Below are 24945 nucleotides of genomic sequence, written 5' to 3'. Positions count from 1 at the left end.
CGGCAGGAGGCGTTTGCGGCGGCGTCAGACCGGTGTAGGGCAAACCGCGTCCGAATGGCGTCTGCGATGAGTCCGGCAAGGTGTAGACCATCACATACTGCGCCCCTTTGCTGGTGATGAGCTTGATTTGAGCGGCCAGTTCATCAGCCGCGGTCGCGACGGTGTTCTGCGCGTTACTGACTGCGGAAGTGGTTGCGGATTGCTGCGCCTCCGCTTGGATTTGCGCAATCTGCGCCTGCGTCAGATTGGGGTTTTGCTGCAGGGCGCTCGTGACGGCCTGCGTGACGGCTTGCTTCACTGTGGCGCTTACCGTACCCAGAGCCGTAAAAATATCGTTATTGCCAGCCAGTACAGTGACCAACTGATTGCTGTTGAAAGTGCCAAATTGCGCCAGATAGTTTTGCACCTGCGTACTCACGGGGACCGTCAGCGCAGATGTGTAGGGAACCCCGCTCGAATTTACGTAGGGCTGGCCTGTTGTAGGGTTGATGATGTAATAACCAATGCCAGGCTGCTGTGCAACACGAGAACCACCTTGCGCGAAATTCGTGCAAAGTGAAGAGTCTGTTGCACCATAGGTGTTAACACAATTCATCGTCGGAAATATTGGCCCACTGAACGCACCTGTGGTCGGATCTTGGATATACCCATAGCCGATTTGATTAGGCAGAGGCACAGGCACTTTCAAATCAGTAGCCAGATCTGCAACCCAGCCCGGGCCAGGGTTTACGGTGAACTCCCCGCCGTAGGTTCCATATTGTTGAAGGGCTGCGCTTGCATTGGAAATCAAACTCCCTCCGAAGGCTGTTAGTGCATCGGTGGGATTGGTTGCTGGATTTGTCGTTGTACCAGGCAAGTACTGGTAGTACGTAGCTACTACAGCCGGTGTGTAGGTTCCTGCATCCGACAGACTATCGCCAAAGACAACCATTTGCTTGAACCCGCCGCTCGGCGGCGCGGCCGGCGCCGTGCTGGCCGAATTCACACTCGCCACGGAGGCGGCCAGCGCAATCCAGACACGATTCCGCATGAACATCTCCTCAAACATTGTTGTATGCCTGCTGGCCTGCAGGCGGGCGGGTCAAAAAAAGAACGACCGTTCGCTTTAGCGTAGCCGAAGGAAAATGGCGTCGCAAGAGTGGTACTGCGCATTTGCCACAGGTTTGCCGATTTGCAACAAAAGGATACATGTTCGCCTTTTGTGGCGAACCCCCCGCTCTTGCAGAGCGTCAGCGACCCGAGCCATGCACTGCGCGCGTCAGCCGGTCGCGCAGCGCCAGCCACGCAGGCGATGGCGGCAAGACTTCAACGCAAATCTCCTCGAGCCCTGCCGCATCCAGTTTGCGTAAAGCAGCGTAAAGCTGTTGCGCATAGGCAGCAGGATCGGCAGGCAGCGTGACCCATGAGGAATGGGGCGCATGTGGCTGCGGCGGGAATGCCAGCACCCCGATGCGCCGCCCCGCGCCCGCGTCTGCGTCTGCGTCAATCCCCCAGCGTGCATTGATTTGCTCGCGTGAACACCACTGCAGCGGTGTGCGCGGGGCGTAATGCGCCGGCAGCACACCCGCCACACGCGGGGCAGAGTCTGCCGAGCGCAGCAAGTCGGCCTCGGCCACGCCCAGGGTTTGCGCGATGTCAGCCGCCTGCAACTGCCCCGGGCGCAGGATGCGCGGGGGTTGCACGGTGCAATCGACGATGGTGCTCTCGATGCCCACGGCGCAGGCGCCGCCGTCGAGCACCAGCAGGTCGTCACCGAGTTCTGCATGCACATGCGCCGCCGTGGTAGGGCTGATGCGGCCAAAACGGTTGGCCGAAGGCGCCGCCAGCCCGCCCTGCCCACCTTTGAAAATCGCCAGCACGGCCTGGGCGACGGGATGGGAGGGGCAGCGCAGGCCGATGGTGTTCTGTCCACCGGCGCAGGCGTCGGCCACGCCGGGTTTGCGCGGCAGGATCAAGGTGAGCGGCCCGGGCCAGAAGGCGGCGGCAAGCTTGCGCGCGGGTTCAGGCACATCGGACGCCCAATGCCCCAGGTCGGCGGCGCGGTGGATATGCACGATCACGGGGTGGTCGGCAGGCCGCCCTTTCGCAGCATATATTTTGGCGACGGCCTGCGCGTTCTCGGCGTCGGCGGCCAGGCCGTAAACGGTTTCAGTCGGCAGGCCGACCAGTTCGCCCGCCTCCAGACGCCGCACGGCCTCAATGATCTCGCGCGGACGCACTTGGGCGTCGGTGTTCACCTCGCTCACCTCAGAACGGCTCCAGACCGAGAACGGTGCAGGCGTGCAGCGCGGTTTGGCGCGCTTCGGCAGGGGTGGCCGCCGTGCAGGTGAGGTGGCCCATCTTGCGGCCCTTGCGCGGCGCGTGCTTGCCGTAGAGATGAAGGTGCGCGCCGGGTTGCGCCAGCACGGTGGCCCAGTCGGGCTCGCGCTGCTGGCCGGTGGCGTCGAACCAGAGATCGCCCAGCAGGTTGAGCATGACGGTGGCGCTGTGCTGCCTGGGCACTAGCAACGGCGCGTTCACCAGGGTGCGCCACTGCAGTTCGAACTGCGACACGGTGCAGGAGTCGATGGTGTGGTGGCCGGAGTTGTGCGGGCGCGGCGCGATTTCGTTGGCCAGCAGGCGACCATCGCGCAGCACGAAAAATTCCACGCAGAGCACGCCGACATAGTCCAGCCCCTCCGCTACGGTGGCTGCGGCGTTCTGCGCGGCCTCGGCGATGTCGGGGGTGATGGGCGCGCCGGGCGAAAAGCTGGCGAACAGAATGCCGTCGCGGTGCAGGTTTTGCTGCGGCTCGTACAGCACGGAGCAACCGTCGCGGCCGCGTGCCATCACCACCGACAGTTCATAGGCCAGATCGAGCTTTTTCTCCAGCACGCAGTCCACACCGCCCAAGGCAGTCCATGCCGTAGGCAGGTCGGTGGCTGTTTGCACCGCGATCTGCCCTTTGCCGTCGTAGCCCAGCCGGGATGTTTTGAGAATGCCGGGAAACAGCTCAGTGCTCACCGCACCAAGGCCGCCGCTCGCGGTCAGCACCGCGTGCGGCGCGCAAGGCACGCCAAGCCGCGCAAACAAGGCCTTTTCCTGCGCCCGGTCCTGGCACACAGCCACGGCCTGCGGCGCGGGCGCCAGCGGCACGCGCGACTCCAGCCACTGCATCGAGTACGCCGGAATATTCTCGAACTCCACCGTCACCGCAGCGCAGTCACGGGCGAGTTGGTCGAGCGCCAACGGGTCGTCATAGCGGGCTGCCAAATGGATGCCGGTGACCTGCGCTGCCGGCGCGGCTTCGTCGGCTTCGAGCACGGCCACGCCATAGCCCGCGCTCTGCGCCGCCTGGGTAAACATGCGGCCCAACTGCCCGCCGCCGAGCACGCCCAGCGTGGCGCCGGGGGGAATGAATGCGGCAGACTTGCTCATGCCGGGCTACCCACATGCATGGCCCGCGCTGCGGCGGTTTGCTCCGCGCGGAAGGCGTCGAGCTGATCGCGCAGGCCCGCGTCATGCGCCGCCAGCATCGCCACGGCAAACAGCGCGGCATTCGCCGCGCCGGCTTCGCCGATGGCAAAGGTCGCCACCGGCACACCCTTGGGCATCTGCACAATGGACAGCAGTGAATCTTCGCCCCGCAGATACTTGCTGGGCACCGGCACGCCGAGCACCGGCACCGTGGTCTTGGCCGCGAGCATGCCCGGCAGATGCGCCGCGCCGCCCGCACCGGCGATGATGGCGCGCAGGCCGCGCTGCTGCGCACTGTCGGCGTAGGCAAACAGATCGTCGGGCATGCGGTGCGCCGAGACCACCTGGCAGTCGTGCGCCACCCCAAAGCGGACGAGGATATCCGCCGCATGGCGCATCACCTCCCAGTCGCTTTGCGACCCCATCACCACGCCGATTGCGGCCATCTGCTCTCTCCTGTGCAACGCCTGTAAACGGGTGATTTTAAGAAGCCGTGGATCAAGCCCTTGAAATCGCGCCCCGCTATGCTCCATCCAAACGCAGATCGTGCGCCTGCATACACCCCTTGGTATGGCGCCGACCGCCCCCATTTGCCCTGCTCATTCAGGAGTCGAACATGATTGATGCCACCGTTGCCAATTTTGAAACCGAAGTCGTTGAAGCCTCCCATACCGTCCCGGTCTTGGTCGATCTGTGGGCCCCGTGGTGCGGCCCCTGCCGCGCGCTTGGCCCCATTCTCGAAAAGCTGGAAGTGGCTTACGAAGGCCGTTTCAAGCTGGTGAAAATCAACACCGAAGAAGAGCAGGAACTGGCCGCTGCGTTCGGCGTGCGCAGCATCCCCATGGTCATGCTGCTCAAGGACGGCCAGCCGGTGGACGGTTTCGTGGGCGCGCTGCCCGAAGGCCAGATCCGCGAATTTCTCGACAAGCACGTTCCCGACTCCGCGCCGGAGCAGGCGGATGAGGCCGAACCGAGCGATGCCGAAGCCGCGTCTGCACCTGCGCTGCCGCTGCTAGAAAAGCTGCAGCAAGACCTGGCCACCAATCCGGCCAACGACAACGCACGCAAGGCGTATGTCGAACTGCTGCTGAAGGACGGCCGCACCGCCGACGCCAAGCTGGCGTTCGAGCCCATTGCCGGCAAAGCGCTGGCCGACGCCCGCATCCAGGCTTTGGCCGACTGGCTTTGCGCCGCGCAGGCTGCGCCCGGCCTGCCCCCTGTTGCCGCGCTGCAGGCCAGCATCGCCGCCAACAAGCGCGACTTCGACGCCCGCTACGCCCTGGCGCAGCAACACATGGCCGCGCAGCAGTGGACCGCGGCGCTGGACGAACTGCTCGACATTCTCATGCGCGACAAAAGCTGGAGCGAAGACCGCGCGCGCAAGACCTTTGTCAACATTCTGGAGCTGATGACGCCTGCAGATGCCCCCAAGCCCGCGCCCGGCCAGCCCCCGGTCACCGATCCCACGGTAGAGAGCTACCGCCGCCGCCTGAGCATGACGGTACTGAGCTGAGTTCTCCGGATCTCACAAAAACGCCGACTCGAAGTCGGCGTTTTTCATGGCGTTTACACACGCGTTACAGCGTGATCTGCGTCCCCAGCAGTTTGAGAAACTGCGCCATCCACGCCGGATGCGCGGGCCAGGCCGGGGCGGTCACCAGATTGCCCTGCGTCACCGCCTGATCGACTGGAATATCGGCATAGTCGCCGCCGGCCTCACGCACTTCCGGGCCGCAGGCCGGATAAGCCGAGCACTTGCGCCCCTGCAGCACGCCCGCCGCCGCCAGAATCTGCGCGCCGTGGCATACCGCCGCCACCGGCTTGTCGGCGCTGAAAAAATGCCGCACCAGATCGAGCACCTTGGGGTTGAGCCGCAGGTATTCGGGGGCGCGCCCGCCGGGGATGACCAGCGCGTTGTAGTCCTCGGCCTTCACTTCGGCGAAAGTGGCGTTGAGGGTGAAGTTGTGGCCGGGCTTTTCGGAATAGGTCTGCGCGCCCTCGAAGTCGTGAATCGCGGTTTTCATCTGATCGCCCGCCTTCTTGTCGGGGCAGACCGCATGCACCGTGTGGCCCACGGCCAGCAAGGTCTGGAACGGCACCATGGTTTCGTAGTCTTCGGCGTAATCACCCGCCAACAACAGAATGCGTTTTGCAGCCATATCGAGTCTCCGTTGAAAGTGCCCCCAGACCTGCCGCGTTCGCGTCAGCCCCCCGAGGGGGATGAGAAAACTTGGGGCGGCCCGGCGTTTTCTCATGAGTCTGCCGCACGTGCGGCCCGCCTATTGTGAAACGCAGCGGGTGAAAAACTCAACCCTGCGAATTTCTACAATCGCCCCATTCCTCACGAAAGCTCGCTCATGACCTCTGCCCTGCTGCAATCCTCCCTGCATTCCCTGCCCCTGCTGTCACGCGGCAAGGTGCGCGAAAACTATGCCGTGGGCGCCGACCGCCTGCTGATGGTGGCCACAGACCGCATCTCGGCGTTTGACGTCATCATGGCCGAGCCCATACCCGGCAAGGGCGAAATTCTCACCCGCATGGCGCGGTTCTGGTTCGGCCTGCTGCACGACGTGGCGCCCAACCATTTGCTCGACATCGACCCCGAGACCGTGGTGGCCGCAGACGAGCGCAGTCAGGTGCGCGGTCGCGCCATGGTGGTCAAACGCCTCAAACCCCTGCCGGTCGAAGCCGTGGTGCGCGGCTACCTCGCGGGTTCGGGCTGGAAAGACTATCAAGCGACCGGCGCGGTCTGCGGCGTCGCCCTACCAAAGGGCTTAAAGCTCGCCAGCAAACTGCCCGCGCCCATTTTCACCCCCGCCACCAAGGCCGAACTGGGCGAGCATGACGAGAACATTTCCTTCGCACAAATGGAGCAGGCCATCGGTGCCGAACTCGCCGCGCAAGTGCGCGACATCAGCATCACCCTCTATCAACGCGCCGCCGACTACGCCGCCGCGCGCGGCATCCTGATTGCCGACACCAAGTTCGAATTCGGCCTCGATGACAACGGCACCCTCACCCTGATGGACGAAGTGCTCACCCCGGATTCCTCGCGCTTCTGGCCCGCCGACACTTGGTTGGAGGGCAGTTCGCCGCCGAGCTTCGACAAACAGTTTCTGCGCGACTGGCTAGAGGGCGTGCCCGGCTGGAACAAACAACCGCCGCCCCCCACCCTTCCCGCCGACGTCATCGAGCACACCCTGGCCCGCTACCGTGAGGCACTGGAACGGCTCACGGCTTGATGGCGTAAGCGCAGACGACCCCGACAAACATCGCCAAACCCAGATAGTGGTTGAGCCGGAAGGCGCGAAAGCATTGCGCCGGATCGCGCTCGCGGATGAGGGTGTAGTGATACCCGGCCTGCGCTGCGGCGGCGGCCACGCCCAGGAAGTAAGGCCAGCTCAGTTGCAGCGCCCACCCCACGGCAGCCCATAGGGCGATGTAGGCGCAATAGCTCGCCATCACCGCCGCCACGTCGGCGCGGCCGAAGGTGATGGCCGAGGTCTTGATGCCGACCTTGAGATCGTCTTCGCGGTCGACCATGGCGTATTCGGTGTCGTAGGCCAGCACCCAAAACAGATTGCCCAGCAGCAGCACCCAGGCCAGCAGCGGCACGTCGCCGCGCGCTGCGGCGAAGGCCATGGGAATGCCGAAGCTGAAGGCCACGCCGAGATAGGCCTGCGGCAGCGCCAGCCAGCGCTTGGTGTAGGGATAGGCGATGGCGATCAGCAACGCCGCGACCGACATCTGGATGGTGAGCAGGTTGGTGGTGAGCACCAGGCCGAAAGCGGCGAGTGCGAGCGCCGCGCCGACCAGCAGCGCCTCCCGGGTGGACACCTTGCCCGAGGTGACCGGACGCTGCGCGGTGCGGCGCACGGCGCGGTCGAAGTCTTGGTCGGCCACATCGTTCACGGCACAACCAGCCGAGCGCATGAGAAACGTGCCCGCAATGAACACGACGACCAGCCACCAACTCGGCCTGCCATCGCTGGCGATCCACAAAGCCGACAGACTCGGCCACAACAAGAGAAGAGAACCGACCGGCTTGTCCCAACGGATCAAGGCCAGCCATAAGCGCAAACGTTCCATGCGTGAATTATCGCCACGCAGGGAACGTCGATGAAACGGATGACGGGGAAACGACTAAACGCCGATCAGCCTTCGAGCAAGGAGCGCAGCATCCAGGCGGTCTTTTCGTGAATGTCCAGGCGCTGGGTCATTAGGTCGGCGGTGGGCTGATCGTTGACCTCGTCGGCCACGGTGAACACCGCGCGCGCCGTCTTGGCCACAGCCTCGTGGCCCTTGACCAGAATGCCGATCATCTCCTGAGCCTTGGGCGGCTGCGCCGGCACGTCGGCCAGGCTGGAGCGCGAACTGAAACCGTGATAGGAGCCGGGCACGGAGAAGCCGAGTGCGCGGATGCGCTCGGCGATCGGATCGACCGCATTCCACAGCTCGGTGTACTGATCCATAAACATCAGATGAAGGGTGTTGAACATCGGCCCGGTCACGTTCCAGTGGAAGTTGTGCGTGGTGAGATAGAGCGTGTAGGTATCGGCCAGCAGATGCGAGAGCTGCTCGGCCACTTTGGCGCGGTCGTCATCCGAAATGCCGATGTGAATCGGGGTCGATGAGGCATGCAGGGTGCTTTTGCTCATGATGTTCCTTTCAGTCTGTTGGATCAAGGCTAACCATAGCGCCCGGCGGCAAACCGGCGCAAGCGCGGGGCATCAATAAAACGAGAGATCGGTCAGTCATTCGCAGCGCTCAAGCGCCATAGCCTTCCGGGTTGCCCTGCTGCCAGCGCCAGGCGTCGGCGCAGATGGTGTCGAGCCCGCGTTTGGCGCTCCAGCCCAGAAGGGCTTTCGCCGCCGCCGGATCGGCCCAGCATTCGGCGATGTCGCCCGGACGGCGCGCCACGATCTCATACGGCAGATCGCGGCCGATGCTCTTGCCGAAGGCCTGCACCATCTGCAGCACCGAGTAGCCTTGGCCGGTGCCGAGGTTGACGGTGAACATGCCCTCATGGCCTAACAGATAACGTAGCGCTGCCACGTGCCCCTCCGCCAGGTCCATGACATGGATGTAGTCGCGCACGCCGCTGCCGTCCACCGTAGGCCAGTCGCCGCCGAACACCCGCAGCTTCTGCAGGCGGCCCACCGCCACCTGGGTGATGTAGGGCATGAGATTGTTGGGAATGCCGCGCGGGTCTTCGCCGATGAGCCCGCTTTCGTGCGCACCCACCGGGTTGAAGTAGCGCAAACGGGCGATGCGCCAATGCGGCTCGGCCCGGTGCAGATCGCCGAGAATTTCTTCGATCATCAGTTTGCTGCGGCCGTAGGCATTGGTCGCGCTGAGCGGAAAGTCTTCGCGAATGGGCGTCGAAGCCGGATCGCCATAGACCGTGGCCGACGACGAGAAGATGAGGTTGTGCACCTTGGCGCGCTGCATCGCCTCGAGCAAAACCACCGTACCGCCGACGTTGTTGTCGTAGTACATCAGCGGTTTTTCCACCGATTCGCCCACTGCTTTCAGACCGGCGAAGTGGATCGCTGCGTCGATCTTGTGTTGTGCGAACACGGCATCGAGCCGCGCCGGATCGCGAATATCAGCCTGCACGAAGACGGGGCGCTTGCCAGTGATGCGCTCCACCCGCGCCACGACGCAGGTGTGCGAGCCGATGTAGCCGGCGCCGCCGGTGACGAGGATGGTGGCTGTGGTCATGTCGTTTTTGCGGTGAAAGTCGAGGAATGGAAGGGAGAAGGGTTTCCCCTATTCTGCCTTGTCAACATGAGGCACAAACATCATTCACGCGGGCGCCCCGTTACGATGCTGCGCCATGACCCCAGAAGCCCGCAACGAAGCCCCTCCCTCCCCCTGGATCGTGCGCCACGCCCATCTATTGCGCGCCGGCGGCAGGGTGCTCGATGTGGCCTGCGGCGGAGGTCGCCATGTGCGCTGGCTGCAGCAGCGCGGCCATACGGTGTTTGCGGTGGATCGCAACGCTGAAGCCCTCGCCGGGCTGCGCGATCTGGCGCAGGTGCTGGTGGCCGACCTGGAAGCCGGTCCCTGGCCCTACGGCGAACAAACTTTCGATGCGGTGGTCGTGACCAACTATCTCTGGCGCCCTTTGCTGCCGCGCATCGTGGAAGCGGTCGCCCCCGGCGGCTTTCTGCTTTACGAAACCTTCGCCCTCGGTCAAGCCAGCGTGGGCAAGCCGTCGAATCCTGATTTCTTGCTGCGCCCCGGCGAGTTGCTCGACGCAGTGCGCCCGGCGCTGCGCGTACTGGCCTTCGAAGACGGCTTTGTCCAAGCGCCTCACCCCGCATATGTGCAGCGCATCGCCGCCGTGCGCGAAGCGCCCAACGCCAGCGCGGCAGACCGATACAATCTTCCCATTTGACAGGCAGCTCACAAGCAGCACACGCAGACCAATGTCCTCCCAACCTCTGGTCATCCGCGGCAGCATCGTCGCCCTGGTGACCCCCATGCACTCCGATGGCAGCGTGGACTACCCCGCGCTGCGCAAGCTGGTCGACTGGCACATCGAACAAGGCACCGACTGCATCAGCCCCTGCGGCACCACGGGCGAATCTCCCACCCTGCCGGTGGACGAGCACATCGAAATCGTGCGCACGGTAGTCCAACAGACGGCTGGCCGCGTGCCCGTGATGGCCGGCGCCGGTGCCAACTCCACCAGCGAAGCCATCGAACTCTCCAAGCGCTGCCAGGAAGTCGGGGCCGATTGTGTGCTCAGCGTCGTGCCCTACTACAACCGTCCCACGCAAGACGGCATGGTGGCGCATTTCACCGCCATCGCCGAGGCGATCGACATCCCCGTGGTGCTCTACAACGTGCCGGGCCGCACCGTGGCCGATATGCAGGTGGACACTGCCCTGCGTCTCGCACAGGTGCCCGGCATCATCGGCATCAAAGAGGCCTCAGGCAACATCGACCGCGCCGCACAGCTCATTCGGCGCGCTCCGTCTTCGTTTGCCATTTATTCCGGCGACGACCCGACCGCCGTGGCGCTGATGCTGCTGGGCGGGCATGGCAACATCAGCGTGTCGGCCAACGTCGTTCCACGCCGCATGCACCAACTGTGCACGGCCGCGATGGCGGGCAATGCCGCGGTGGCCAGCAAACTGCATTTCGAGCTCATCGAGCTCAATCAGCTACTGTTCTGCGAGCCCAACCCCATACCCGTCAAGGAAGCGCTGCGCCTTATGGGTCGCATCGGCTCGGGTCTGCGACTACCCCTGACCCCCTTGCAACCGACCTTTCACGCCCCGTTGCGCGCGGCCTTGCAGGCGCTGGGCCTGCCGGTGGTTCACTGATTTCGTTCACTGATTTTCCCCATTCACCCCTTCGCATCTCCGAGACCTTCTTGCGTATGAACCTATCCAATCACTGGCGGTTGAGCGCCTTGGCCATTGCCCTGAGCGCCGGCGCCTTCCTCAGCGGCTGCTCATCCCTGAACACCGTTGTTCAGGGCAAGGGAGTGGACTACGAAAGCGCCAAACAGGGCAATCCGCTCGAAGTGCCGCCCGACCTCACCCAACTTGCGCGACAAGAGCAATACGTCGTTCCGGGCAGCCCCAATGCCCCGGTGAGCGCGCTCGCTTACGACAAGGGAGTGCAAACCGCCGAGCAAGTCGCCAAGACCAACACCGTTTTGCCGCAATACCCGGGCATGCGCATCGACCAGGCGGGCGGTCAACGCTGGCTGGTGGTCGACTCCAGCCCCGATCAACTCTGGGAAAAAGTCAAAGGTTTCTGGCAGGAAAACGGCTTCTATCTCACCCAGGCTGATGCCACAACCGGCGTGATGGAGACCGACTGGGCGGAAAACCGGGCCAAACTGCCGCAGGACTTCATCCGCAAGTATCTCGGCAAGGTGTTCGACAGCCTGTACGACACCGGCACGCGCGACCGCTTCCGCACGGTGTTCGAGCGCACACCCGACGGCAAGGGCACGCAGATCTACATCACCCACCAGACGATGAAAGAGGTCTACAACTCCAACGACAAATCGACCACGGCCTGGGAGCCCGCCACACCCGATCCGGGGCTCAACACCATCTTTTTGCGCAAACTCATGGTCACCCTGGGTCTGAGCGAGGAGGCGGCGAAACAACGCATCGAAAATCCGGTGCAATTGGCCCAACCCGTGGCCTCAAAACTCGTGGACGACGGCCTGGCGCTGCAATTACAGGACGGCTTCGAAACCGCTTGGCGTAAGGTCAGCCTGGCGATCAATACTGCAGGCTTCACCGTGATTGAACGCAACCGCGCAGAAGGCCGCTTCGATGTGCGCTACATCAGTGCTGAAGCCGCGCTCAAGGCCTCGCAGGACAGCACGGGATTTTTCGGCAAGCTGTTCGGCAAAAAGGAAAGCGAGCCCAAACCGGCCGACTACCGCATTGCCCTGCAAAACGCCGGGACGCAAACCGTGGTGACCGTGCAGACGCTTGAGGGCAAGCCGCTGCAGACCGACGACGCGCGCAAGATTCTGCAAATCCTGCAACAGCAGATTCAGTAGGTCGTAACTCACCCAAGACCATGGCCCACTAGAGGGCTATGGTCGACCAAAATTCAGACCACAAAAAAGCCGGCTTGCGCCGGCTTTTTTGCATCTGCAAAGAAATTACTTGGCAGCGCTGGCGCCAGATGCAGCAGCAGCCGGGGCCGAAGCAGCGGCGGGAGCCGAAGCAGCAGCGGGAGCCGAAGCAGCAGCAGGTGCCGAGGCCGGAGCCGAGGCAGCAGCGGGGGCAGAGGCAGCAGCGGGAGCCGAAGCAGCCGGAGCGGCTTCTTCTTTTTTACCGCAAGCGGCCAGGGCGAGAGCGGCGATCATGGATGCCAGCAGAAGGGACTTTTTCATTACTTTCCTCTAAGCGTCAGTCAAAATGGGGGTTGGCCCGAAAAAATTCTTTACCGTCCTGATTGAACCCAATCGCAACCAGAACCGGTTTGCATATCAAGTTCAGCGCATAAGTATAGTGGGACTTCGGGTTATCCCCGTGTTGCAATTTCAAGGTTCCGAATTGCCGTGTTGCAAAATTGTCACAAACCCAGAATCACCGCAGGAAATGCCGGGGTGGCCTGCTCCCAGACCTCGTCGAAACGCATGCGCAAGGCGTGCACACGCGCAGCCGTCTGCAAGGTCTCACCCGACATCCATGTCGCGGTATGTGCATAGACGGCGCAGCGAGGCGATCCTGCCATTTCGACCAATCCGCGAGCGCCCGTTTCGGCAATCTGGCGACAACTCACCAGGTGAGCAAAGTCGCGGCGGAACGCGGCGAAGCGCGGAAAACGGCCTCTCACCTGGCTCCAGTCCAGCGCCAAAAACCGCAGGGCATCGAGACGTCTGGCATCGCGCAGCGCCCATTGCTCCAGTTGCTGGATGAACGCGGGCTGATTCAACGGCCAGGCGCGATAGTCGGCGCTGAAACAGTAAAGACTCGCTCCATGATCGGCCACAAGCGCGCCGAGGGCCGCATAGGCTTGAGTGCGCGTCTCGAAGGGCAGGTCTTGGCTGGGCGGTGTCATCTGGATGTCACTCGAGTTTGCTATTCGGGCGAACTCTCGGCTGAACGCTCATGGCCCGGTTGCAACCAGCCGATAGAGCACCAGTCGGCCAAGGCGGCCAGCTCTGCCGAACTGGCCGACTGAACCTGCGCAGCGCTCAGGTTTTGCTGATCGGCCAGTTGGCGCAGCAACGCGGAGGACGCCAATGCAGCATCCACCTTCTCTCCATTGAGGAACAGCGCCTGCGCGGTGTAGAGCATTTTGCTGCGGCGATCGAGCCGACAACCCGTCTGCCGACAGGCGCGGCGCAATGTGGCTGCAGGGGTTTCGACGCTTTCGAACCAGACCTGGGGCTTGGGAGTGGTGAGGTAGAGACCGAGCACGTTCTCGAACATCGCAGCGTCGGGTTTGAGGCGGCTGAAAGCCTCGCGGGCAAACCTCACCATAGCCGCAGGAAGCAGCGCAGGAGACGCCCCCGAGCGCAGCGGCGGATCGCGGTAGATCGCGCCGCCTTGCTGCGCTTCCGCCAGTTGCCACAACACTTCCTTGAGCAACTCGCCCTGCGGCGGCGCGCGAAAGCCCACCGAGTAAGTCATGCAATCACCGCTGGCCGCGATGCCGTCGTGGCCCCAGCCAGGGGGCAGATAAAGCATGTCGCCGGGTTCGAGGATCAGGTCTTCCTCGGGCGTGAATTTCGCCAGCAGCTTGACCGGTTTGCCGGGTTGTAGCGTGGCGTCTTCCACCGGACCGATGCGCCAGCGCCGCCGTCCGGCGGCTTGCAGCAGGAATACGTCGTAAGCATCTTGGTGCGGCCCAACGCCGCCGCCCTCGCTGGCCCACGAAATCATCAGGTCGTCGAGCCGCGCGTCGGGAATGAAGCGGAATTGCCGCAGCAAATCGCCTGCGGCATCGACGTGCAGGTTCACCCCCTGCACCAGCAGCGTCCAGTTGCGCTGTTCGACGGGCGGAAGCTGCTTGCGCGAAAAAGGCCCGTGATCGAGCTGCCAGCGGCGGCCCGCGCGCTGCAACAGGCGCGATTCGACATCGTCCTGCCCGGCCAGAGCAAACAGTTGCGCCCGGCTGAGCAGGGGCTTGAAGCCCGGAAAGGCCTGGCGCAGCAGCAGCGGTTTACGCTGCCAGATTTCGCGCAGAAAGCGGGCTTCGGTGAAGGCCCCCCAATGAAGCGTCGCAGTTGACATCTTTGTCATGTTCCAATGCGGGCGAACTTTTGGTCGTTCCCCGTTTCCATATTCAAACTCCAGCGAGCATAACCATGAAAATTACCGAAGGCCTTGTCGCCACCCTGTCCTGGCGCATGACAGACTCGCAAGGCGAGTTGATCGACGAAAACGCCGAAGGCGACGACTTCTACGTCGGCGGCGACGATCTGCTGCCGCGCATGGCCGAGCAGATGCTGGGCATGGGCGTGGGCGACAAGGGCGACATCTACCTGCAGCCCGAAGATGCGTTCGGCGACTACGACGCCGACTTGCTGCTGGTCGAAGACCGCAAGCTGTTTCCCGCCGAACTCGAAGAGGGCATGATGTTCGAGCAACTGCCCGAGGGCTGCTCGCCGGGCGATGCCGATGCCTTCTACACCGTGACCGAAATTCACGACGACAAGGTGCTGCTCGACGGCAACCATCCGCTGGCCGGTATGGCGCTGCGCATCGAATACACCGTGCTCGACGTGCGCGAAGCCGATCCCGACGAAATCGAGGCCCAAAGCGCGCTGCTCGATTCGGCTGATGCAGGGCTGTTTCTCCCCGGCGAGAAATAAACCCCGCGGTAAAACCCGCTGTTAGGCGTCATTCTCGGTTTTTCTGCTGCGCGCAGGCCGCCTCGCGCGCCAGCCGCGCTTTTTTGCGCGCGCGCCATTCCAGCCGCAGATGCAAACTCCAACCGAACAGGGTGATGAAATAACCGGCAACGGCCAGAATGAGCGCCAGCAGCGGCACGCCGACGAACAGCGGCGTGCCCAGATTCCAGGCCCAGTGCGCCAACGCGACGGTCGAATCCCAGAGGTGCAGCCAGTCGAAATCGGGCGGCGCGGTGAGCCTGTGCGCGGCCTGCGCGGGGCTGACCAGCACGCCGAGCTTGTAGGCCACGAGGTAGAGCGGCACGATGGTGAGCGGATTGCTGTAGAGCGTCACCACCAGAGCGATGGGAAAGTTGCACCGCACCAGCACAGCCAGAATGCCCGCGGTGAGCATCTGGAACGGGCCGGGAATCAAGCCGCCGATCATGCCCGCCGCTACCGCCAGCGCCACGCTGCGGCGGTTCAGGCTCCACAGCGCCGGGTGCGCAATGTATTTGGCGAAGGGACGCAGCCACGGGCTGCTTTGCATCACCTCGAACTTGCGTACCAGCAGCTTGGCCCAGCGACGCGCCATGTCACAGCCCTATGGGTTTGCGCGGATCAGTGCGCGCCGGTGGAGCCAAAGCCCCCGGCGCCGCGCTCGGTGGCGTCGAAGTGCTCCACCACCTCCCACTGCGCCTGCACCACCGGCACGATGACCATCTGCGCGATGCGCTCCATCGGTTGCACGGTGTAGGCCGCGCTGCCGCGGTTCCAGCAGCTCACCATCAGCGGGCCTTGATAGTCGGAATCGATCAGACCGACCAGATTGCCCAGCACCACGCCGTGCTTGTGCCCCAGGCCGGAGCGCGGCAGCAGCATGGCGCACAGGCCGCAGTCGTCGATGTGCATGGCCAGGCCGGTGGGAATGAGCTCGGCCTGTCCTGGTTGCAGGGTCAGCGGGGCGTCGATGCAGGCGCGCAGATCCATGCCCGCGCTGCCCGGGCTGGCGTAGGCGGGAAGCTGCTCGCGCAGACGGTCATCGAGAAGGCGGACGGCGATGCGGGGCTGAGACAAGAGGAATCCTCGGTGGATGAAGCGATTGAATCGCGGAGGGCGGCGCAGACCGCTCAGAGACCAGCACGTTCAAGCCGGACCGCGATCTCATTGATGAGCTTGCGCGCCAGCACGAGCTTGTCGCCGCTGCCCAGAGGGTGATGACCGGTAGCGTCGAACAGTTCCAGCAGGTTGTCGTCGAGGCCGAAAGTGTCCGGCCCGAGGTTGCCCACCAGCAGCGGCACATTCTTGCGCACACGTTTGGCTGCGGCGTGTTCCGCCAGTTTTTCGCTCTCGGCGGCAAAACCCACGCAGAACGGGGGCTGCGGCAAAGCGGCTACCGCGGCGAGAATGTCCGGGTTGGCCTGCAAGGCAATGGTCGGAGCGCCCTCGCCTTCGCGCTTTTTCTGTTTTTGCGCATGCACCTGTGCCGGCCGCCAGTCGGCCACGGCCGCGGTGGCGATGAACACCTGCGCGGCGCCGACCTCGGCCATCACCGCGTCGAACATCTCCTGCGCGCTGCTCACCTCCACCCGCTGTACGCCATGCGGCGCGGGCAAAGCGGTCGGGCCGCTCACCAGCACCACGCGGGCCCCGGCCTCGCGCGCCGCCCGGGCCACGGCGTAGCCCATCTTGCCGCTGGAGCGGTTGGTCAGACCGCGCACCGGGTCGATGGCCTCGAAGGTGGGGCCGGCGGTGACCAGCACGGTGCGGCCTTTGAACAATTTGGGTTGAAACGCGGCGACGATGTCCTGCAACAGGTCTTCGGGTTCGACCATGCGGCCTTCGCCGACCTCGCCGCAGGCCTGTTCGCCCGCGGCCGGGCCGCTGATCAGCGCGCCGTCTTCGCGCAGCCGGGCGACGTTGCGCTGCGTGGCCGGATGACCCCACATCTCGCGGTTCATCGCCGGGGCGAACAGCACGGGTTTGTTGGACGCCAGCAGCAGGGTGGAAAGCAGATCGTCCGACAAGCCGCCCGCCGCCTGCGCGAGCACATTCGCCGTAGCTGGCGCGACGACCACGAGATCGGCGGCGCGCGTCAGCTCGATATGCGCCATGCCATTGCCCACGCGGGCATCCCACAGGTCATCGAACACCGGCCGGCCGGTGAGCGCCTGGAAGGTCGCGGCGCCGACAAAGCGCGCACCCGCAGCCGTCAGCACGACCTGCACTGTCGCCCCCGCCTTGACCAGCAACCGCGTCAGCTCGGCCGCCTTGTAGGCCGCCACGCCGCCGGTGACGCCGAGAACGATGTGTTTGCCCTGCAAGTCCATGGCCACTGCGCGCATTTAGGCGCCGAGACGCTGTTGCAGCAGGCTCTTGGCCTGGGCCAGCGCGGCGTCGATCTGCGCGGGCTGAGTACCGCCGGCCATGGCGAAGTCAGGCCGACCGCCGCCCTTGCCGCCCACGGCCTGCGCCGCGGCACTAACCAGATCGCCAGCCTTGATCTGACCCACGCGGTCAGCACTCACTCCTGCGGCGAGCTGCACCTTGTCGCCCTCGGCGCTTGCCAGCAGCACCACGGCCGTCTTGAGTTTGGACTTGATGCGGTCCACCGCTTCGCGCAAGCCCTTGGCGTCCAGCCCGTCCATGCGCGCCAGCAGCACCGAGGTGCCGCCGATGGTGATGGCCTGCGACACCAGGGCGTCGCCCTGAGCGGCGGCCTGCTGCGCCTTGAGCTGGGCCAGGTCTTTTTCGAGCTGGCGCTGCTGCCCTAACAGTTGCTCGACCTTGTCCGCAGACTCCTCGGCCGGCGCCTTCAGGGTGCGCGACAGCCGCGCGACCAGCGCGTTCTGCTTCTGCACAAAGGCCAGCGCGTTCAAGCCGGTGATGGCCTCCACCCGGCGGATGCCCGCGGCCACACCGCCTTCAAACACAATTTTGAACAGCCCGATGTCGCCGGTGCGCGCCACGTGGGTGCCGCCACACAGCTCGCGTGACGTGCCGATGTCGAGCACCCGCACGGTGTCGCCGTACTTCTCGCCGAACAGCATCATCGCACCCAGCCCCTTGGCCTCGTCGATGGGCATCACGCGGGCTTGCGTTGCGGCATTGGCCAGAATTTCCTCGTTCACCAGGCGTTCGACTCGGGCGATCTCGTCGTCGCTCATCGGCGCGTCGTGGGCGAAGTCGAAGCGGGTCTTGTCGGCATCGACCAGCGAGCCCTTTTGCTGCACATGATCGCCCAGCACCAGACGCAGCGCCTTGTGCATCAGGTGGGTGACGCTGTGGTTGCGCATGACCGCCAGACGGCGCTCGCCGTCCACCTGCGCGGCCACGATTTCGCCCACTTTGAGACTGCCCGATTCCAGAGTGCCGTGGTGGCCGAACACGTCCGCCTGCAGCTTTTGCGTATCGTGCACGACAAAGCGCAGATTGCAGGAGTCGCCCTCGAACAGCACGCCGCTATCGCCCACCTGCCCGCCGGATTCGGCGTAGAACGGCGTGCGGTCGAGCACGACCACGCCTGGGTCGCCGGCCTGCAAGGTCGGCACCGAAGTGCCGTCCTTGTACAGCGCGACCACGCGCGCCTCTTTCACCAGCAGATGCTCGTAACCGTCGAAGCGGGTCTTGTCGCCGACGTAGTCGAGCGCGGCCTGCATCTTGAACTTGCCTGCGGCGCGTGCTTGCTCGCGCTGGCGGGCCATGGCGACGTCGAAAGCGGCTTCATCGACCTTCATGCCGTGTTCGCGGCACACGTCTTGCGTCAGGTCGAGCGGGAAGCCGAAGGTGTCGTGCAGTTTGAAGGCGAGTTCACCGGCCAGCAGATTGCCACCCGCAGCGCGCAGCGCAGCCAGTTCGGTGTCGAGCACGCCCATGCCATGTTCGATGGTCTCGAAAAAGCGCGCTTCTTCCGCCTGCAGCACCTCGGCCACGCGGCCTTGCGCCTCGGCCAGCTCGGGATAGGCCGCGCCCATCTGCGCCACCAGATCGGGCACGAGTTTGTAGAAGAACGGCTGGCGCATCCCCAGCTTGTAGCCGTGGCGAATGGCGCGGCGGATGATGCGGCGCAGCACATAACCGCGCCCTTCGTTGCCCGGAATCACGCCATCGACGATGAGAAAAGCACAGGCGCGGATGTGGTCGGCGATGACCTTGAGCGAGGCATGGCCCAGATCGGCGGTCGCGGTCTCGCGCGCAGCGGCCTTGATGAGCGCCTGAAACAGGTCGATCTCGTAATTGCTGTGCACATGCTGCAGCACAGCGGCAATGCGCTCCAGGCCCATGCCGGTATCCACGCAGGGCTTGGGCAGGGGCTTCTGGCGGAAAACGGCCAGCTTGTAGCCTTCGCCATCCTTGCTCACCAGGCCGATGCCGCCCTCGGCCTCGACGGCCTGTTTGCGCGCGGTGGCCTGATCTTCGGTCTCGAAGCGCTCCTCGCCTGCGGCGTAGCGCTCGAACTGCATGAACACCAGATTCCAGATCTCGATGTAGCGGTCGCCATCTTCTTCGGGCGAGCCGGGCGGGCCACCCCAGATCTCGGGGCCATGGTCGTAGAAAATCTCGCTGCAGGGCCCGCAGGGGCCTGTGTCGGCCATCTGCCAGAAGTTGTCGGAGGCGTAGCGGGCGCCCTTGTTGTCGCCGATGCGGATGATGCGCTCGACCGGCACGCCGACTTCCTTGGCCCAGATGTCGTGCGCCTCGTCGTCTTCGGCGTACACCGTCACCCATAGCTTCTCGGCCGGGAGCTTATAGACCATGGTGAGCAACTCCCAGGCGTAGCGGATGGCTTCGCGCTTGAAGTAGTCGCCGAAGCTGAAGTTGCCCAGCATCTCGAAGAAGGTGTGATGCCGCGCGGTGTAGCCCACGTTCTCCAGATCGTTGTGCTTGCCGCCGGCGCGCACGCAGCGCTGCGCCGTGGTGGCGCGCTTGTAGGGACGCTGGTCCTGCCCGAGGAATACGTCCTTGAACTGCACCATGCCCGAATTGGTGAACAGCAGGGTGGGGTCGTTGCCCGGCACGAGCGAGGAAGACGCCACGCGGGTGGAACCCTGCGACTCAAAATAGGCCAGAAATTTTTCGCGGATGTCGGAGACGTTCATGGGGCGGGTAAGTGGCTGTGGCACGGGCGCGGAACTGGCTCTGGCGCACGATCATGCAAAAGGTTAGATTTTAGGGCTTGCGATCCAACCCCGTTCACCCCAACCGGAGCTGCCCATGAACCGGCCCGCCAATCCGCTGTCCCTGCTCAAAGACCCCACGCTGTTCAAGACCCAGGCCTATATCGATGGCCAGTGGATCGATTCCGCCCGCCGCTTCGCGGTCACCGACCCGGCGAGCAACGCCGAACTGGCGCAGGTGCCCGCGCTGGAGCCCATGCATGCGCAGCTCGCCATCGACGCCGCAGATGCAGCCTGGCCCGCCTGGCGCGCCCTGCCGGCCAAGCAGCGCGCCGCCATCCTGCGCAAGTGGTTCGATCTGCTGGCGGCCAACGCCGACGACCTGGCCCGCCTGATGACCGCCGAACAAGGCAAGCCGCTGGCCGAGGCCAAGGGCGAAGTGCTCTACGGCGCCAGCTTCGTGGAATGGTTCGCCGAAGAAGCCAAGCGGGTTTACGGCGAAACCATCCCCAGCCCCGACGCCACCAAGCGCCTGCTCGTCCTCAAGCAGCCCGTGGGCGTCTGCGCCGCGATCACGCCGTGGAATTTCCCGCTGGCCATGATCACCCGCAAGGTCGCGCCCGCACTGGCTGCCGGTTGCCCGGTGGTCATCAAGCCCGCCGAACAGACGCCGCTGACCGCGCTGGCCGCAGCCGAACTGGCCCACCGCGCCGGTATTCCGCGCGGCGTGCTCAACGTGCTCACCGCCGACGCCGAAGGGTCGATCGCCATCGGCAAGCTGCTGTGCGCATCAAAGGTGGTGCGTCATCTGTCGTTCACCGGCTCCACCGAGGTCGGCCGCATCCTCATGGCGCAGTCGGCGCCCAGTATCAAGAAGCTCTCGCTCGAACTCGGCGGCAACGCGCCCTTCATCGTGTTCGACGATGCCGATCTCGACTCGGCCATCGAAGGCGCCATGGCGAGCAAGTACCGCAACGCCGGCCAGACCTGCGTCTGCGCCAACCGGCTGTATGTGCAGGACGGCATCTACGACCGATTCGTCGAGCGTCTGGCGCAGGCCGTGGGCAGCCTGAAAATCGGCAGCGGCTTCGATGAAGGCGTGAATCTGGGCCCGCTGATCGACGATCAGGCGCTGGCCAAGGTCGAGAAGCACATCAGCGACGCCACCTCCAAGGGCGCGCGCATGGTGGTGGGCGGCAAGCGGGTGGAGACCGGCCCCAATGCCGGACGGTTCTTCCAGGCCACCGTACTGGCCGATGTGACGAGCGACATGCTCTGCGCCAGAGAGGAAACCTTCGGCCCGGTGGCGCCGGTGTTCCGCTTCAAGACCGAGCAGGAGGCCATCGCCGCGGCCAACGCCACCGAATTCGGCCTGGCTGCCTACTTCTTCAGCCGCGACGTCGGCCGCATCTTCCGCGTGGCCGAGGAACTCGAATACGGCATGGTGGGCATCAACACCGGCCTGATGTCCAACGAAGTCGCCCCCTTCGGCGGCGTGAAACAGTCCGGCCTGGGCCGCGAAGGCTCGCATCACGGCATCGACGAATATGTCGAAATGAAATATCTCTGCCTGGGTGATTTGAACAAGTAATCCAGAGACTTTGCCTCATCAAAAAACCATTCAAAATAAGGCCCACGCCGATTATTTTCGGGTGGGCTTTTTTTTTTGCGATTTCCCGCACCGAAGGCGGGCACATAGCATGATTTACTCGCCGGAGTATTTAATTCGATGTGACTGTTTGTGTCATTTAGTACAAATTCTCAAATACTTTTACCAAATCATGCCAATCATCAGGGTTTCCACTGGCGTTGGACCCTTGAGCGCCCAGGGTGCGTTGCAGCAAAATGCAAGCGCTCTAGAGGATGAAGCTTATGCCGAACACGACCATCTTGCGCGCAGAGGGACTGAGTAAACAGTTTTCCGGATTTGCCGCAGTTCAGAATGTCAATCTGCAGGTTAACGAAGGCGCCATTCACGCGCTCGTCGGCCCCAACGGCGCCGGAAAAACCACCTGCTTCAATTTATTGAGCAAATTTATTACGCCCACTTCAGGTGAAGTTTATTTTCAGAATCAACCTATTACCCATCTGCAGCCGGCAGATATTGCCCGGCTTGGTCTGGTGCGCTCCTTTCAGATCAGCGCCACCTTTTCTCAGATGACCTTGCTCGAAAACGTCCGCGTCGGCTTGCAGCGGCAGGCCGGGCTGGCCACCCAGTTCTGGCGCTCGACCCGGGCGCTCGATCGCCTGAATGACGAGGCGATGCAGTTTCTCGAACTGGTCGGACTCGCCAGCCAGGCCCGTCGTGCGGCAGCCAGCCTGCCCTATGGCCACAAACGGGCGCTGGAACTCGCCACCACGCTGGCCATGAATCCCAAGCTGATGCTGCTCGATGAACCGACTCAGGGCCTGGGCCACGAAGACGTGCAACAGGTGACCGAACTCATCCGCCGCGTCGCGCGGGGGCGCACCGTTTTGATGGTCGAACACAATATGTCGGTCATCTCCAGCATCTGCGAACGCGTGACGGTCATGCAGCGCGGACAGGTCCTGGCCGAAGGCAGTTACGACGAGGTTTCGCGCAATCCCGAGGTGATCGCCGCCTATATGGGCGAGGCCGAAGAGGAGCTGGCCCTATGAACAGCGTCGCCGACGCGTCTTCCGCGGTCCAGGCGACAGCATCGGCACCGCCGCCCACCCACGGCAGCCCGCCGGCCGCACTGGCCATCGAGAATCTGCATGCCTGGTACGGCGAATCGCATGTGCTGCATGGGGTGAATCTCACCGTGGAGCCGGGCGAGACGGTGTGCCTACTCGGCCGCAACGGGGCGGGACGCACCAGTACGCTGCGCGCCATCATGGGACTCACGGGTCGACGCACCGGCAGCATCCGCGTTGCGGGCACCGAAGCCATCGATCTGCCCCGCCACCGCGTGGCGCCGCTGGGCGTGGGCTATTGTCCCGAGGAACGCGGCATCTTCGCCAGCCTTTCGGCGCGGGAAAACCTGTTCCTGCCGCCCGACCTGAAGACGGGCTTTTCTGGCCTAAGCACCGACGAGATCTACGCCCTGTTCCCGAATTTGAAGGAACGGGCCCATAGCCCGGGCACTCGGCTGTCGGGCGGTGAGCAGCAGATGCTGGCGGTGGCGCGCATTCTGCGCACCGGTGCGCGCCTGCTGCTGCTCGACGAGATCTCCGAAGGGCTGGCTCCGGTCATCGTGCAAGCCCTGGGACGCGCGATCACGGCACTCAAACACAAAGGCTTCTCTGTTCTGCTGGTTGAACAGAACTTCCGGTTTTCCGCCCATCTCGCCGACCGCTTTTATGTGATGGAGCGCGGCCAGATCGTTCTGGAAATCAACCGTGCGGATTTGCAGAAAAACAGAACGGCACTGCAAAACCTGCTCGGCGTCTAAGCGCGCTCGAAAGCGCAAATCCCTCTGGAGACTCCCATGAAACTCAAAACCCTCGCCTCTGCCCTCACCCTGGCCCTGGGCACACTGGCCTCGGCCAGCGCCGCAGAGCCCCCCGTCAAGATCGGCTTCATCACCGATCTGTCGGGCGTTTACTCTGCCGTGGACGGCCCCGGCGGAGTGGCCGCCATCAAGATGGCCATCGCCGACTTCGGCGGCAGCGTGCTCGGCCGTAAAGTTGAACTGGTGAGCTTCGACCACCAGAACAAGGCCGACCTGGCCGCTGGCAAGGCCAAGGAATACCTCTCGCAGGACGGGGTAGACATGCTGATGGGTGGCACCAACAGCGCCACGGCACTGGCCATGGAACCCATCGCAGCGCAATACAAAAAACCGTTCTTCGTCGTCGGCGCGGGCGCGTCGAGCATCGTCGGCAAACAGTGCACGCCCTACACCGTCATGTACGCCTACAACACCACCGCGCTGGCACGCGGCACCGCCAGCGCAGTGATCAAGAATGGTGGCAAGAGCTGGTACTTCCTCACCGCTGACTATGCCTTCGGCAAGTCGCTTGAGAACGAAGCCGCCAAGGTCGTGAAGGCGGACGGCGGCACCGTGGTTGGGCAAGTTCTGGCGCCTTTGGGTGCATCAGATTTTTCGTCTTATCTGCTGCAGGCCCAGGCTTCAAAGGCTCAAGTGCTCGGCCTGGCCAACGCAGGCGGTGATGCCGACAACGCGATCAAGCAGGCCAACCAGTTCGGCGTGACCAAGACCATGAAGCTCGCCGGCCTGCTGCTGTTCATCACCGACATCCACAGCGTCGGCCTGCCGGCTGCCCAAGGCCTGTACCTGACCACGCCGTGGTACTGGAACCAGAACGCGCAGTCGCGCGCCTGGGCCGAGCGCTACTTCAAGGAAATGCACGCCATGCCGACCTTCCTCCAAGCCGGAGACTACTCCGCCGCGCTCACCTACCTGAAGGCCGTGAAGGCCGCGGGCACGACCGATGGCAACAAGGTCATGGCCGAAATGCGCAAGATGAAAGTCAACGACATGTATATGAAGGATGGCTTCATGCGCCCGAGCGGGCTGATGATGTACCTGGAGCAGGTCAAGACCCCGGCTGAATCGAAAGAGCCCTGGGATTACTACAAGCTGGTGCAGACCATCCCCGGCAACGACGCCTTCGGCCCGGCCTCCGCCTACGGCTGCCCGCTGGACAAGTAAGAGCCGATGCCCGTCTCCGGCACGCGCAATGCCTGCCGGAGACGCTCCATCCATGGACTGACCGTCGAGGTGCAGCTTGACTGAATTGTTTGGTTTCCCCCTGCCCCTACTGCTCGGGCAACTCATGCTGGGCCTGGTGAATGGCGCTTTTTACGCCATGCTCTCGCTCGGCCTGGCCGTGATCTTCGGCCTGATGGACGTGGTCAATTTCGCCCACGGCGCGTTTTTCATGATGGGCGCCATGTTCGCCTGGATGGGCGGGCAATACCTGCATCTCAATTTCTGGTGGATGCTGTTGTTCGCTCCCCTGCTCGTCGGCCTGTTCGGCATCGGGGTAGAGCGTGTCGCATTGCGTCGGCTGCGCGGCATCGATCCGATCTACGGTCTGCTGCTGACCTTCGGC

Annotated in this window: 26 protein-coding genes; 11 read left to right on the top strand and 15 right to left on the bottom strand. The window is 63.9% G+C overall.

Annotated elements, in window-relative coordinates:
• The 4 genes from B7X30_RS11115 to purE all read right to left on the bottom strand — a co-directional run.
• Window positions 1–1030, bottom strand: a 1030-nt coding sequence (locus B7X30_RS11115) for an SGNH/GDSL hydrolase family protein (RefSeq protein WP_286730620.1), incomplete at its 3' end; no start/stop codon positions are given.
• 199 nt (window positions 1031–1229) lie between these two features.
• Entirely contained in the window at window positions 1230–2246 is a 1017-nt protein-coding gene (locus tag B7X30_RS11110) for an L-threonylcarbamoyladenylate synthase (RefSeq protein ID WP_286730618.1), read from the bottom strand.
• Window position 2247: 1 nt separating this feature from the next.
• The gene (locus B7X30_RS11105) at window positions 2248–3417 is read right to left on the bottom strand and encodes a 5-(carboxyamino)imidazole ribonucleotide synthase (RefSeq protein WP_156053257.1); all 1170 of its coding nucleotides are present in this window, start codon (window positions 3415–3417) and stop codon (window positions 2248–2250) included.
• Window positions 3414–3902: a 5-(carboxyamino)imidazole ribonucleotide mutase gene (gene purE, locus B7X30_RS11100; RefSeq protein WP_013105087.1), complete on the bottom strand. Its 489-nt coding sequence runs from the start codon at window positions 3900–3902 to the stop codon at window positions 3414–3416. Before purE ends, B7X30_RS11105 begins: the two co-directional genes overlap by 4 nt.
• A gap of 170 nt (window positions 3903–4072) precedes the next feature.
• Here purE and trxA point away from each other — a divergent pair, with 170 nt between their 5' ends.
• Window positions 4073–4969 (top strand): thioredoxin, encoded by an 897-nt coding sequence (gene trxA / locus B7X30_RS11095; protein ID WP_286730616.1) that lies wholly within the window; start codon window positions 4073–4075, stop codon window positions 4967–4969.
• A gap of 64 nt (window positions 4970–5033) precedes the next feature.
• On the opposite strand, the gene B7X30_RS11090 is transcribed toward trxA, so the two are convergent.
• The gene (locus B7X30_RS11090; protein WP_286730614.1) at window positions 5034–5615 is read right to left on the bottom strand and encodes a DJ-1/PfpI family protein; all 582 of its coding nucleotides are present in this window, start codon (window positions 5613–5615) and stop codon (window positions 5034–5036) included.
• A gap of 198 nt (window positions 5616–5813) precedes the next feature.
• On the opposite strand from B7X30_RS11090, the gene B7X30_RS11085 reads away from it, so the two are divergent.
• The gene (locus tag B7X30_RS11085) at window positions 5814–6698 is read left to right on the top strand and encodes a phosphoribosylaminoimidazolesuccinocarboxamide synthase (RefSeq protein ID WP_286730612.1); all 885 of its coding nucleotides are present in this window, start codon (window positions 5814–5816) and stop codon (window positions 6696–6698) included.
• Here the strand turns inward: B7X30_RS11085 and ubiA are convergent.
• The 3 genes from ubiA to galE form a co-directional block, all read right to left on the bottom strand.
• Entirely contained in the window at window positions 6688–7545 is an 858-nt protein-coding gene (gene ubiA / locus B7X30_RS11080; RefSeq protein ID WP_286730611.1) for a 4-hydroxybenzoate octaprenyltransferase, read from the bottom strand. The two genes, B7X30_RS11085 and ubiA, sit on opposite strands and share 11 nt — an antisense overlap.
• A gap of 65 nt (window positions 7546–7610) precedes the next feature.
• Entirely contained in the window at window positions 7611–8114 is a 504-nt protein-coding gene (locus B7X30_RS11075; RefSeq protein WP_013122523.1) for a Dps family protein, read from the bottom strand.
• A gap of 109 nt (window positions 8115–8223) precedes the next feature.
• Entirely contained in the window at window positions 8224–9180 is a 957-nt protein-coding gene (gene galE, locus B7X30_RS11070) for a UDP-glucose 4-epimerase GalE (RefSeq protein WP_286730610.1), read from the bottom strand.
• A gap of 115 nt (window positions 9181–9295) precedes the next feature.
• Between galE and B7X30_RS11065 the strand changes: the two genes are divergently transcribed.
• The 3 genes from B7X30_RS11065 to bamC are packed head-to-tail and all read left to right on the top strand — an operon-like array spanning window position 9296 to window position 11998.
• Window positions 9296–9859 (top strand): class I SAM-dependent methyltransferase, encoded by a 564-nt coding sequence (locus B7X30_RS11065; protein WP_286730609.1) that lies wholly within the window; start codon window positions 9296–9298, stop codon window positions 9857–9859.
• Window positions 9860–9890: 31 nt separating this feature from the next.
• Window positions 9891–10793: a 4-hydroxy-tetrahydrodipicolinate synthase gene (dapA, locus tag B7X30_RS11060; protein WP_286730608.1), complete on the top strand. Its 903-nt coding sequence runs from the start codon at window positions 9891–9893 to the stop codon at window positions 10791–10793.
• A gap of 56 nt (window positions 10794–10849) precedes the next feature.
• Window positions 10850–11998 carry an NlpB/DapX family lipoprotein gene (gene bamC, locus B7X30_RS11055; RefSeq protein WP_041608906.1) on the top strand — a complete coding sequence of 383 codons (1149 nt, stop codon included), beginning with the start codon at window positions 10850–10852 and terminating at the stop codon, window positions 11996–11998.
• 105 nt (window positions 11999–12103) lie between these two features.
• Here the strand turns inward: bamC and B7X30_RS11050 are convergent, their stop codons facing one another.
• From B7X30_RS11050 to B7X30_RS11040, 3 genes are all read right to left on the bottom strand, one after another.
• Window positions 12104–12337, bottom strand: a complete 234-nt coding sequence (locus B7X30_RS11050; RefSeq protein WP_079668456.1) for a hypothetical protein — start codon at window positions 12335–12337, stop codon at window positions 12104–12106.
• A gap of 182 nt (window positions 12338–12519) precedes the next feature.
• Entirely contained in the window at window positions 12520–13008 is a 489-nt protein-coding gene (locus tag B7X30_RS11045; RefSeq protein ID WP_013105074.1) for a DUF7931 domain-containing protein, read from the bottom strand.
• A gap of 20 nt (window positions 13009–13028) precedes the next feature.
• Window positions 13029–14186: a JmjC domain-containing protein gene (locus B7X30_RS11040; protein WP_286730605.1), complete on the bottom strand. Its 1158-nt coding sequence runs from the start codon at window positions 14184–14186 to the stop codon at window positions 13029–13031.
• A 74-nt stretch (window positions 14187–14260) separates the two neighbouring features.
• On the opposite strand from B7X30_RS11040, the gene B7X30_RS11035 reads away from it, so the two are divergent.
• Entirely contained in the window at window positions 14261–14767 is a 507-nt protein-coding gene (locus tag B7X30_RS11035; protein WP_013105072.1) for an FKBP-type peptidyl-prolyl cis-trans isomerase, read from the top strand.
• 28 nt (window positions 14768–14795) lie between these two features.
• Here B7X30_RS11035 and B7X30_RS11030 read toward each other — a convergent pair whose 3' ends face one another.
• Genes B7X30_RS11030 through alaS form a run of 4 tightly spaced genes read right to left on the bottom strand, consistent with a single transcriptional unit; the run spans window position 14796 to window position 19884 of the window.
• Window positions 14796–15380, bottom strand: a complete 585-nt coding sequence (locus B7X30_RS11030) for a DUF2062 domain-containing protein (protein ID WP_286730603.1) — start codon at window positions 15378–15380, stop codon at window positions 14796–14798.
• A gap of 26 nt (window positions 15381–15406) precedes the next feature.
• Window positions 15407–15862: a dUTP diphosphatase gene (gene dut / locus B7X30_RS11025; protein ID WP_286730602.1), complete on the bottom strand. Its 456-nt coding sequence runs from the start codon at window positions 15860–15862 to the stop codon at window positions 15407–15409.
• Between the two features lie 53 nt (window positions 15863–15915).
• Window positions 15916–17115: a bifunctional phosphopantothenoylcysteine decarboxylase/phosphopantothenate--cysteine ligase CoaBC gene (gene coaBC / locus B7X30_RS11020; RefSeq protein ID WP_286730622.1), complete on the bottom strand. Its 1200-nt coding sequence runs from the start codon at window positions 17113–17115 to the stop codon at window positions 15916–15918.
• Window positions 17116–17130: 15 nt separating this feature from the next.
• On the bottom strand, window positions 17131–19884 hold the full coding sequence (alaS, locus tag B7X30_RS11015; protein WP_286730601.1) for an alanine--tRNA ligase: 2754 nt from the start codon (window positions 19882–19884) through the stop codon (window positions 17131–17133).
• 115 nt (window positions 19885–19999) lie between these two features.
• On the opposite strand from alaS, the gene B7X30_RS11010 reads away from it, so the two are divergent.
• The 5 genes from B7X30_RS11010 to B7X30_RS10990 form a co-directional block, all read left to right on the top strand.
• Window positions 20000–21493: an NAD-dependent succinate-semialdehyde dehydrogenase gene (locus B7X30_RS11010; RefSeq protein ID WP_286730600.1), complete on the top strand. Its 1494-nt coding sequence runs from the start codon at window positions 20000–20002 to the stop codon at window positions 21491–21493.
• 281 nt (window positions 21494–21774) lie between these two features.
• Complete coding sequence (locus B7X30_RS11005; protein WP_286730599.1) at window positions 21775–22542, top strand: ABC transporter ATP-binding protein; 768 nt, start codon at window positions 21775–21777, stop codon at window positions 22540–22542.
• Window positions 22539–23318, top strand: a complete 780-nt coding sequence (locus B7X30_RS11000) for an ABC transporter ATP-binding protein (protein WP_286730598.1) — start codon at window positions 22539–22541, stop codon at window positions 23316–23318. The genes B7X30_RS11005 and B7X30_RS11000 overlap by 4 nt, the downstream gene beginning before the upstream one ends.
• A gap of 36 nt (window positions 23319–23354) precedes the next feature.
• Entirely contained in the window at window positions 23355–24542 is a 1188-nt protein-coding gene (locus B7X30_RS10995; protein ID WP_286730597.1) for an ABC transporter substrate-binding protein, read from the top strand.
• 76 nt (window positions 24543–24618) lie between these two features.
• A partial coding sequence (locus B7X30_RS10990; protein WP_502694429.1) for an ABC transporter permease subunit occupies window positions 24619–24945 on the top strand: 327 nt, incomplete at its 3' end.

The sequence above is a fragment of the Thiomonas sp. 13-64-67 genome (assembly GCF_002282795.1).
GTDB classification, from domain to species: Bacteria; Pseudomonadota; Gammaproteobacteria; order Burkholderiales; family Burkholderiaceae_C; genus Thiomonas; species Thiomonas arsenitoxydans.
Note: the sequence above shows the minus strand (reverse complement) of the source record. Positions and strands in the feature narration are given on the sequence as shown.

Excerpts from the sequence above, each read along its gene's own strand:
- B7X30_RS11090 (WP_286730614.1), bottom strand. The coding sequence starts at position 5,615 with ATGGCTGCAAAACGCATTCTGTTGTTGGCGGGTGATTACGCCGAAGAC.
- B7X30_RS11065 (WP_286730609.1), top strand. The coding sequence starts at position 9,296 with ATGACCCCAGAAGCCCGCAACGAAGCCCCTCCCTCCCCCTGGATCGTG.
- B7X30_RS11035 (WP_013105072.1), top strand. The coding sequence starts at position 14,261 with ATGAAAATTACCGAAGGCCTTGTCGCCACCCTGTCCTGGCGCATGACA.
- B7X30_RS11075 (WP_013122523.1), bottom strand. The coding sequence starts at position 8,114 with ATGAGCAAAAGCACCCTGCATGCCTCATCGACCCCGATTCACATCGGC.
- bamC (WP_041608906.1), top strand. The coding sequence starts at position 10,850 with ATGAACCTATCCAATCACTGGCGGTTGAGCGCCTTGGCCATTGCCCTG.
- B7X30_RS11030 (WP_286730603.1), bottom strand. The coding sequence starts at position 15,380 with ATGGCGCGTCGCTGGGCCAAGCTGCTGGTACGCAAGTTCGAGGTGATG.
- B7X30_RS11010 (WP_286730600.1), top strand. The coding sequence starts at position 20,000 with ATGAACCGGCCCGCCAATCCGCTGTCCCTGCTCAAAGACCCCACGCTG.
- B7X30_RS11040 (WP_286730605.1), bottom strand. The coding sequence starts at position 14,186 with ATGTCAACTGCGACGCTTCATTGGGGGGCCTTCACCGAAGCCCGCTTT.
- B7X30_RS10995 (WP_286730597.1), top strand. The coding sequence starts at position 23,355 with ATGAAACTCAAAACCCTCGCCTCTGCCCTCACCCTGGCCCTGGGCACA.
- alaS (WP_286730601.1), bottom strand. The coding sequence starts at position 19,884 with ATGAACGTCTCCGACATCCGCGAAAAATTTCTGGCCTATTTTGAGTCG.
- B7X30_RS11105 (WP_156053257.1), bottom strand. The coding sequence starts at position 3,417 with ATGAGCAAGTCTGCCGCATTCATTCCCCCCGGCGCCACGCTGGGCGTG.
- B7X30_RS11050 (WP_079668456.1), bottom strand. The coding sequence starts at position 12,337 with ATGAAAAAGTCCCTTCTGCTGGCATCCATGATCGCCGCTCTCGCCCTG.
- coaBC (WP_286730622.1), bottom strand. The coding sequence starts at position 17,115 with ATGGACTTGCAGGGCAAACACATCGTTCTCGGCGTCACCGGCGGCGTG.
- ubiA (WP_286730611.1), bottom strand. The coding sequence starts at position 7,545 with ATGGAACGTTTGCGCTTATGGCTGGCCTTGATCCGTTGGGACAAGCCG.
- dapA (WP_286730608.1), top strand. The coding sequence starts at position 9,891 with ATGTCCTCCCAACCTCTGGTCATCCGCGGCAGCATCGTCGCCCTGGTG.
- B7X30_RS11000 (WP_286730598.1), top strand. The coding sequence starts at position 22,539 with ATGAACAGCGTCGCCGACGCGTCTTCCGCGGTCCAGGCGACAGCATCG.
- B7X30_RS11045 (WP_013105074.1), bottom strand. The coding sequence starts at position 13,008 with ATGACACCGCCCAGCCAAGACCTGCCCTTCGAGACGCGCACTCAAGCC.
- trxA (WP_286730616.1), top strand. The coding sequence starts at position 4,073 with ATGATTGATGCCACCGTTGCCAATTTTGAAACCGAAGTCGTTGAAGCC.
- B7X30_RS11085 (WP_286730612.1), top strand. The coding sequence starts at position 5,814 with ATGACCTCTGCCCTGCTGCAATCCTCCCTGCATTCCCTGCCCCTGCTG.
- galE (WP_286730610.1), bottom strand. The coding sequence starts at position 9,180 with ATGACCACAGCCACCATCCTCGTCACCGGCGGCGCCGGCTACATCGGC.
- purE (WP_013105087.1), bottom strand. The coding sequence starts at position 3,902 with ATGGCCGCAATCGGCGTGGTGATGGGGTCGCAAAGCGACTGGGAGGTG.
- B7X30_RS11005 (WP_286730599.1), top strand. The coding sequence starts at position 21,775 with ATGCCGAACACGACCATCTTGCGCGCAGAGGGACTGAGTAAACAGTTT.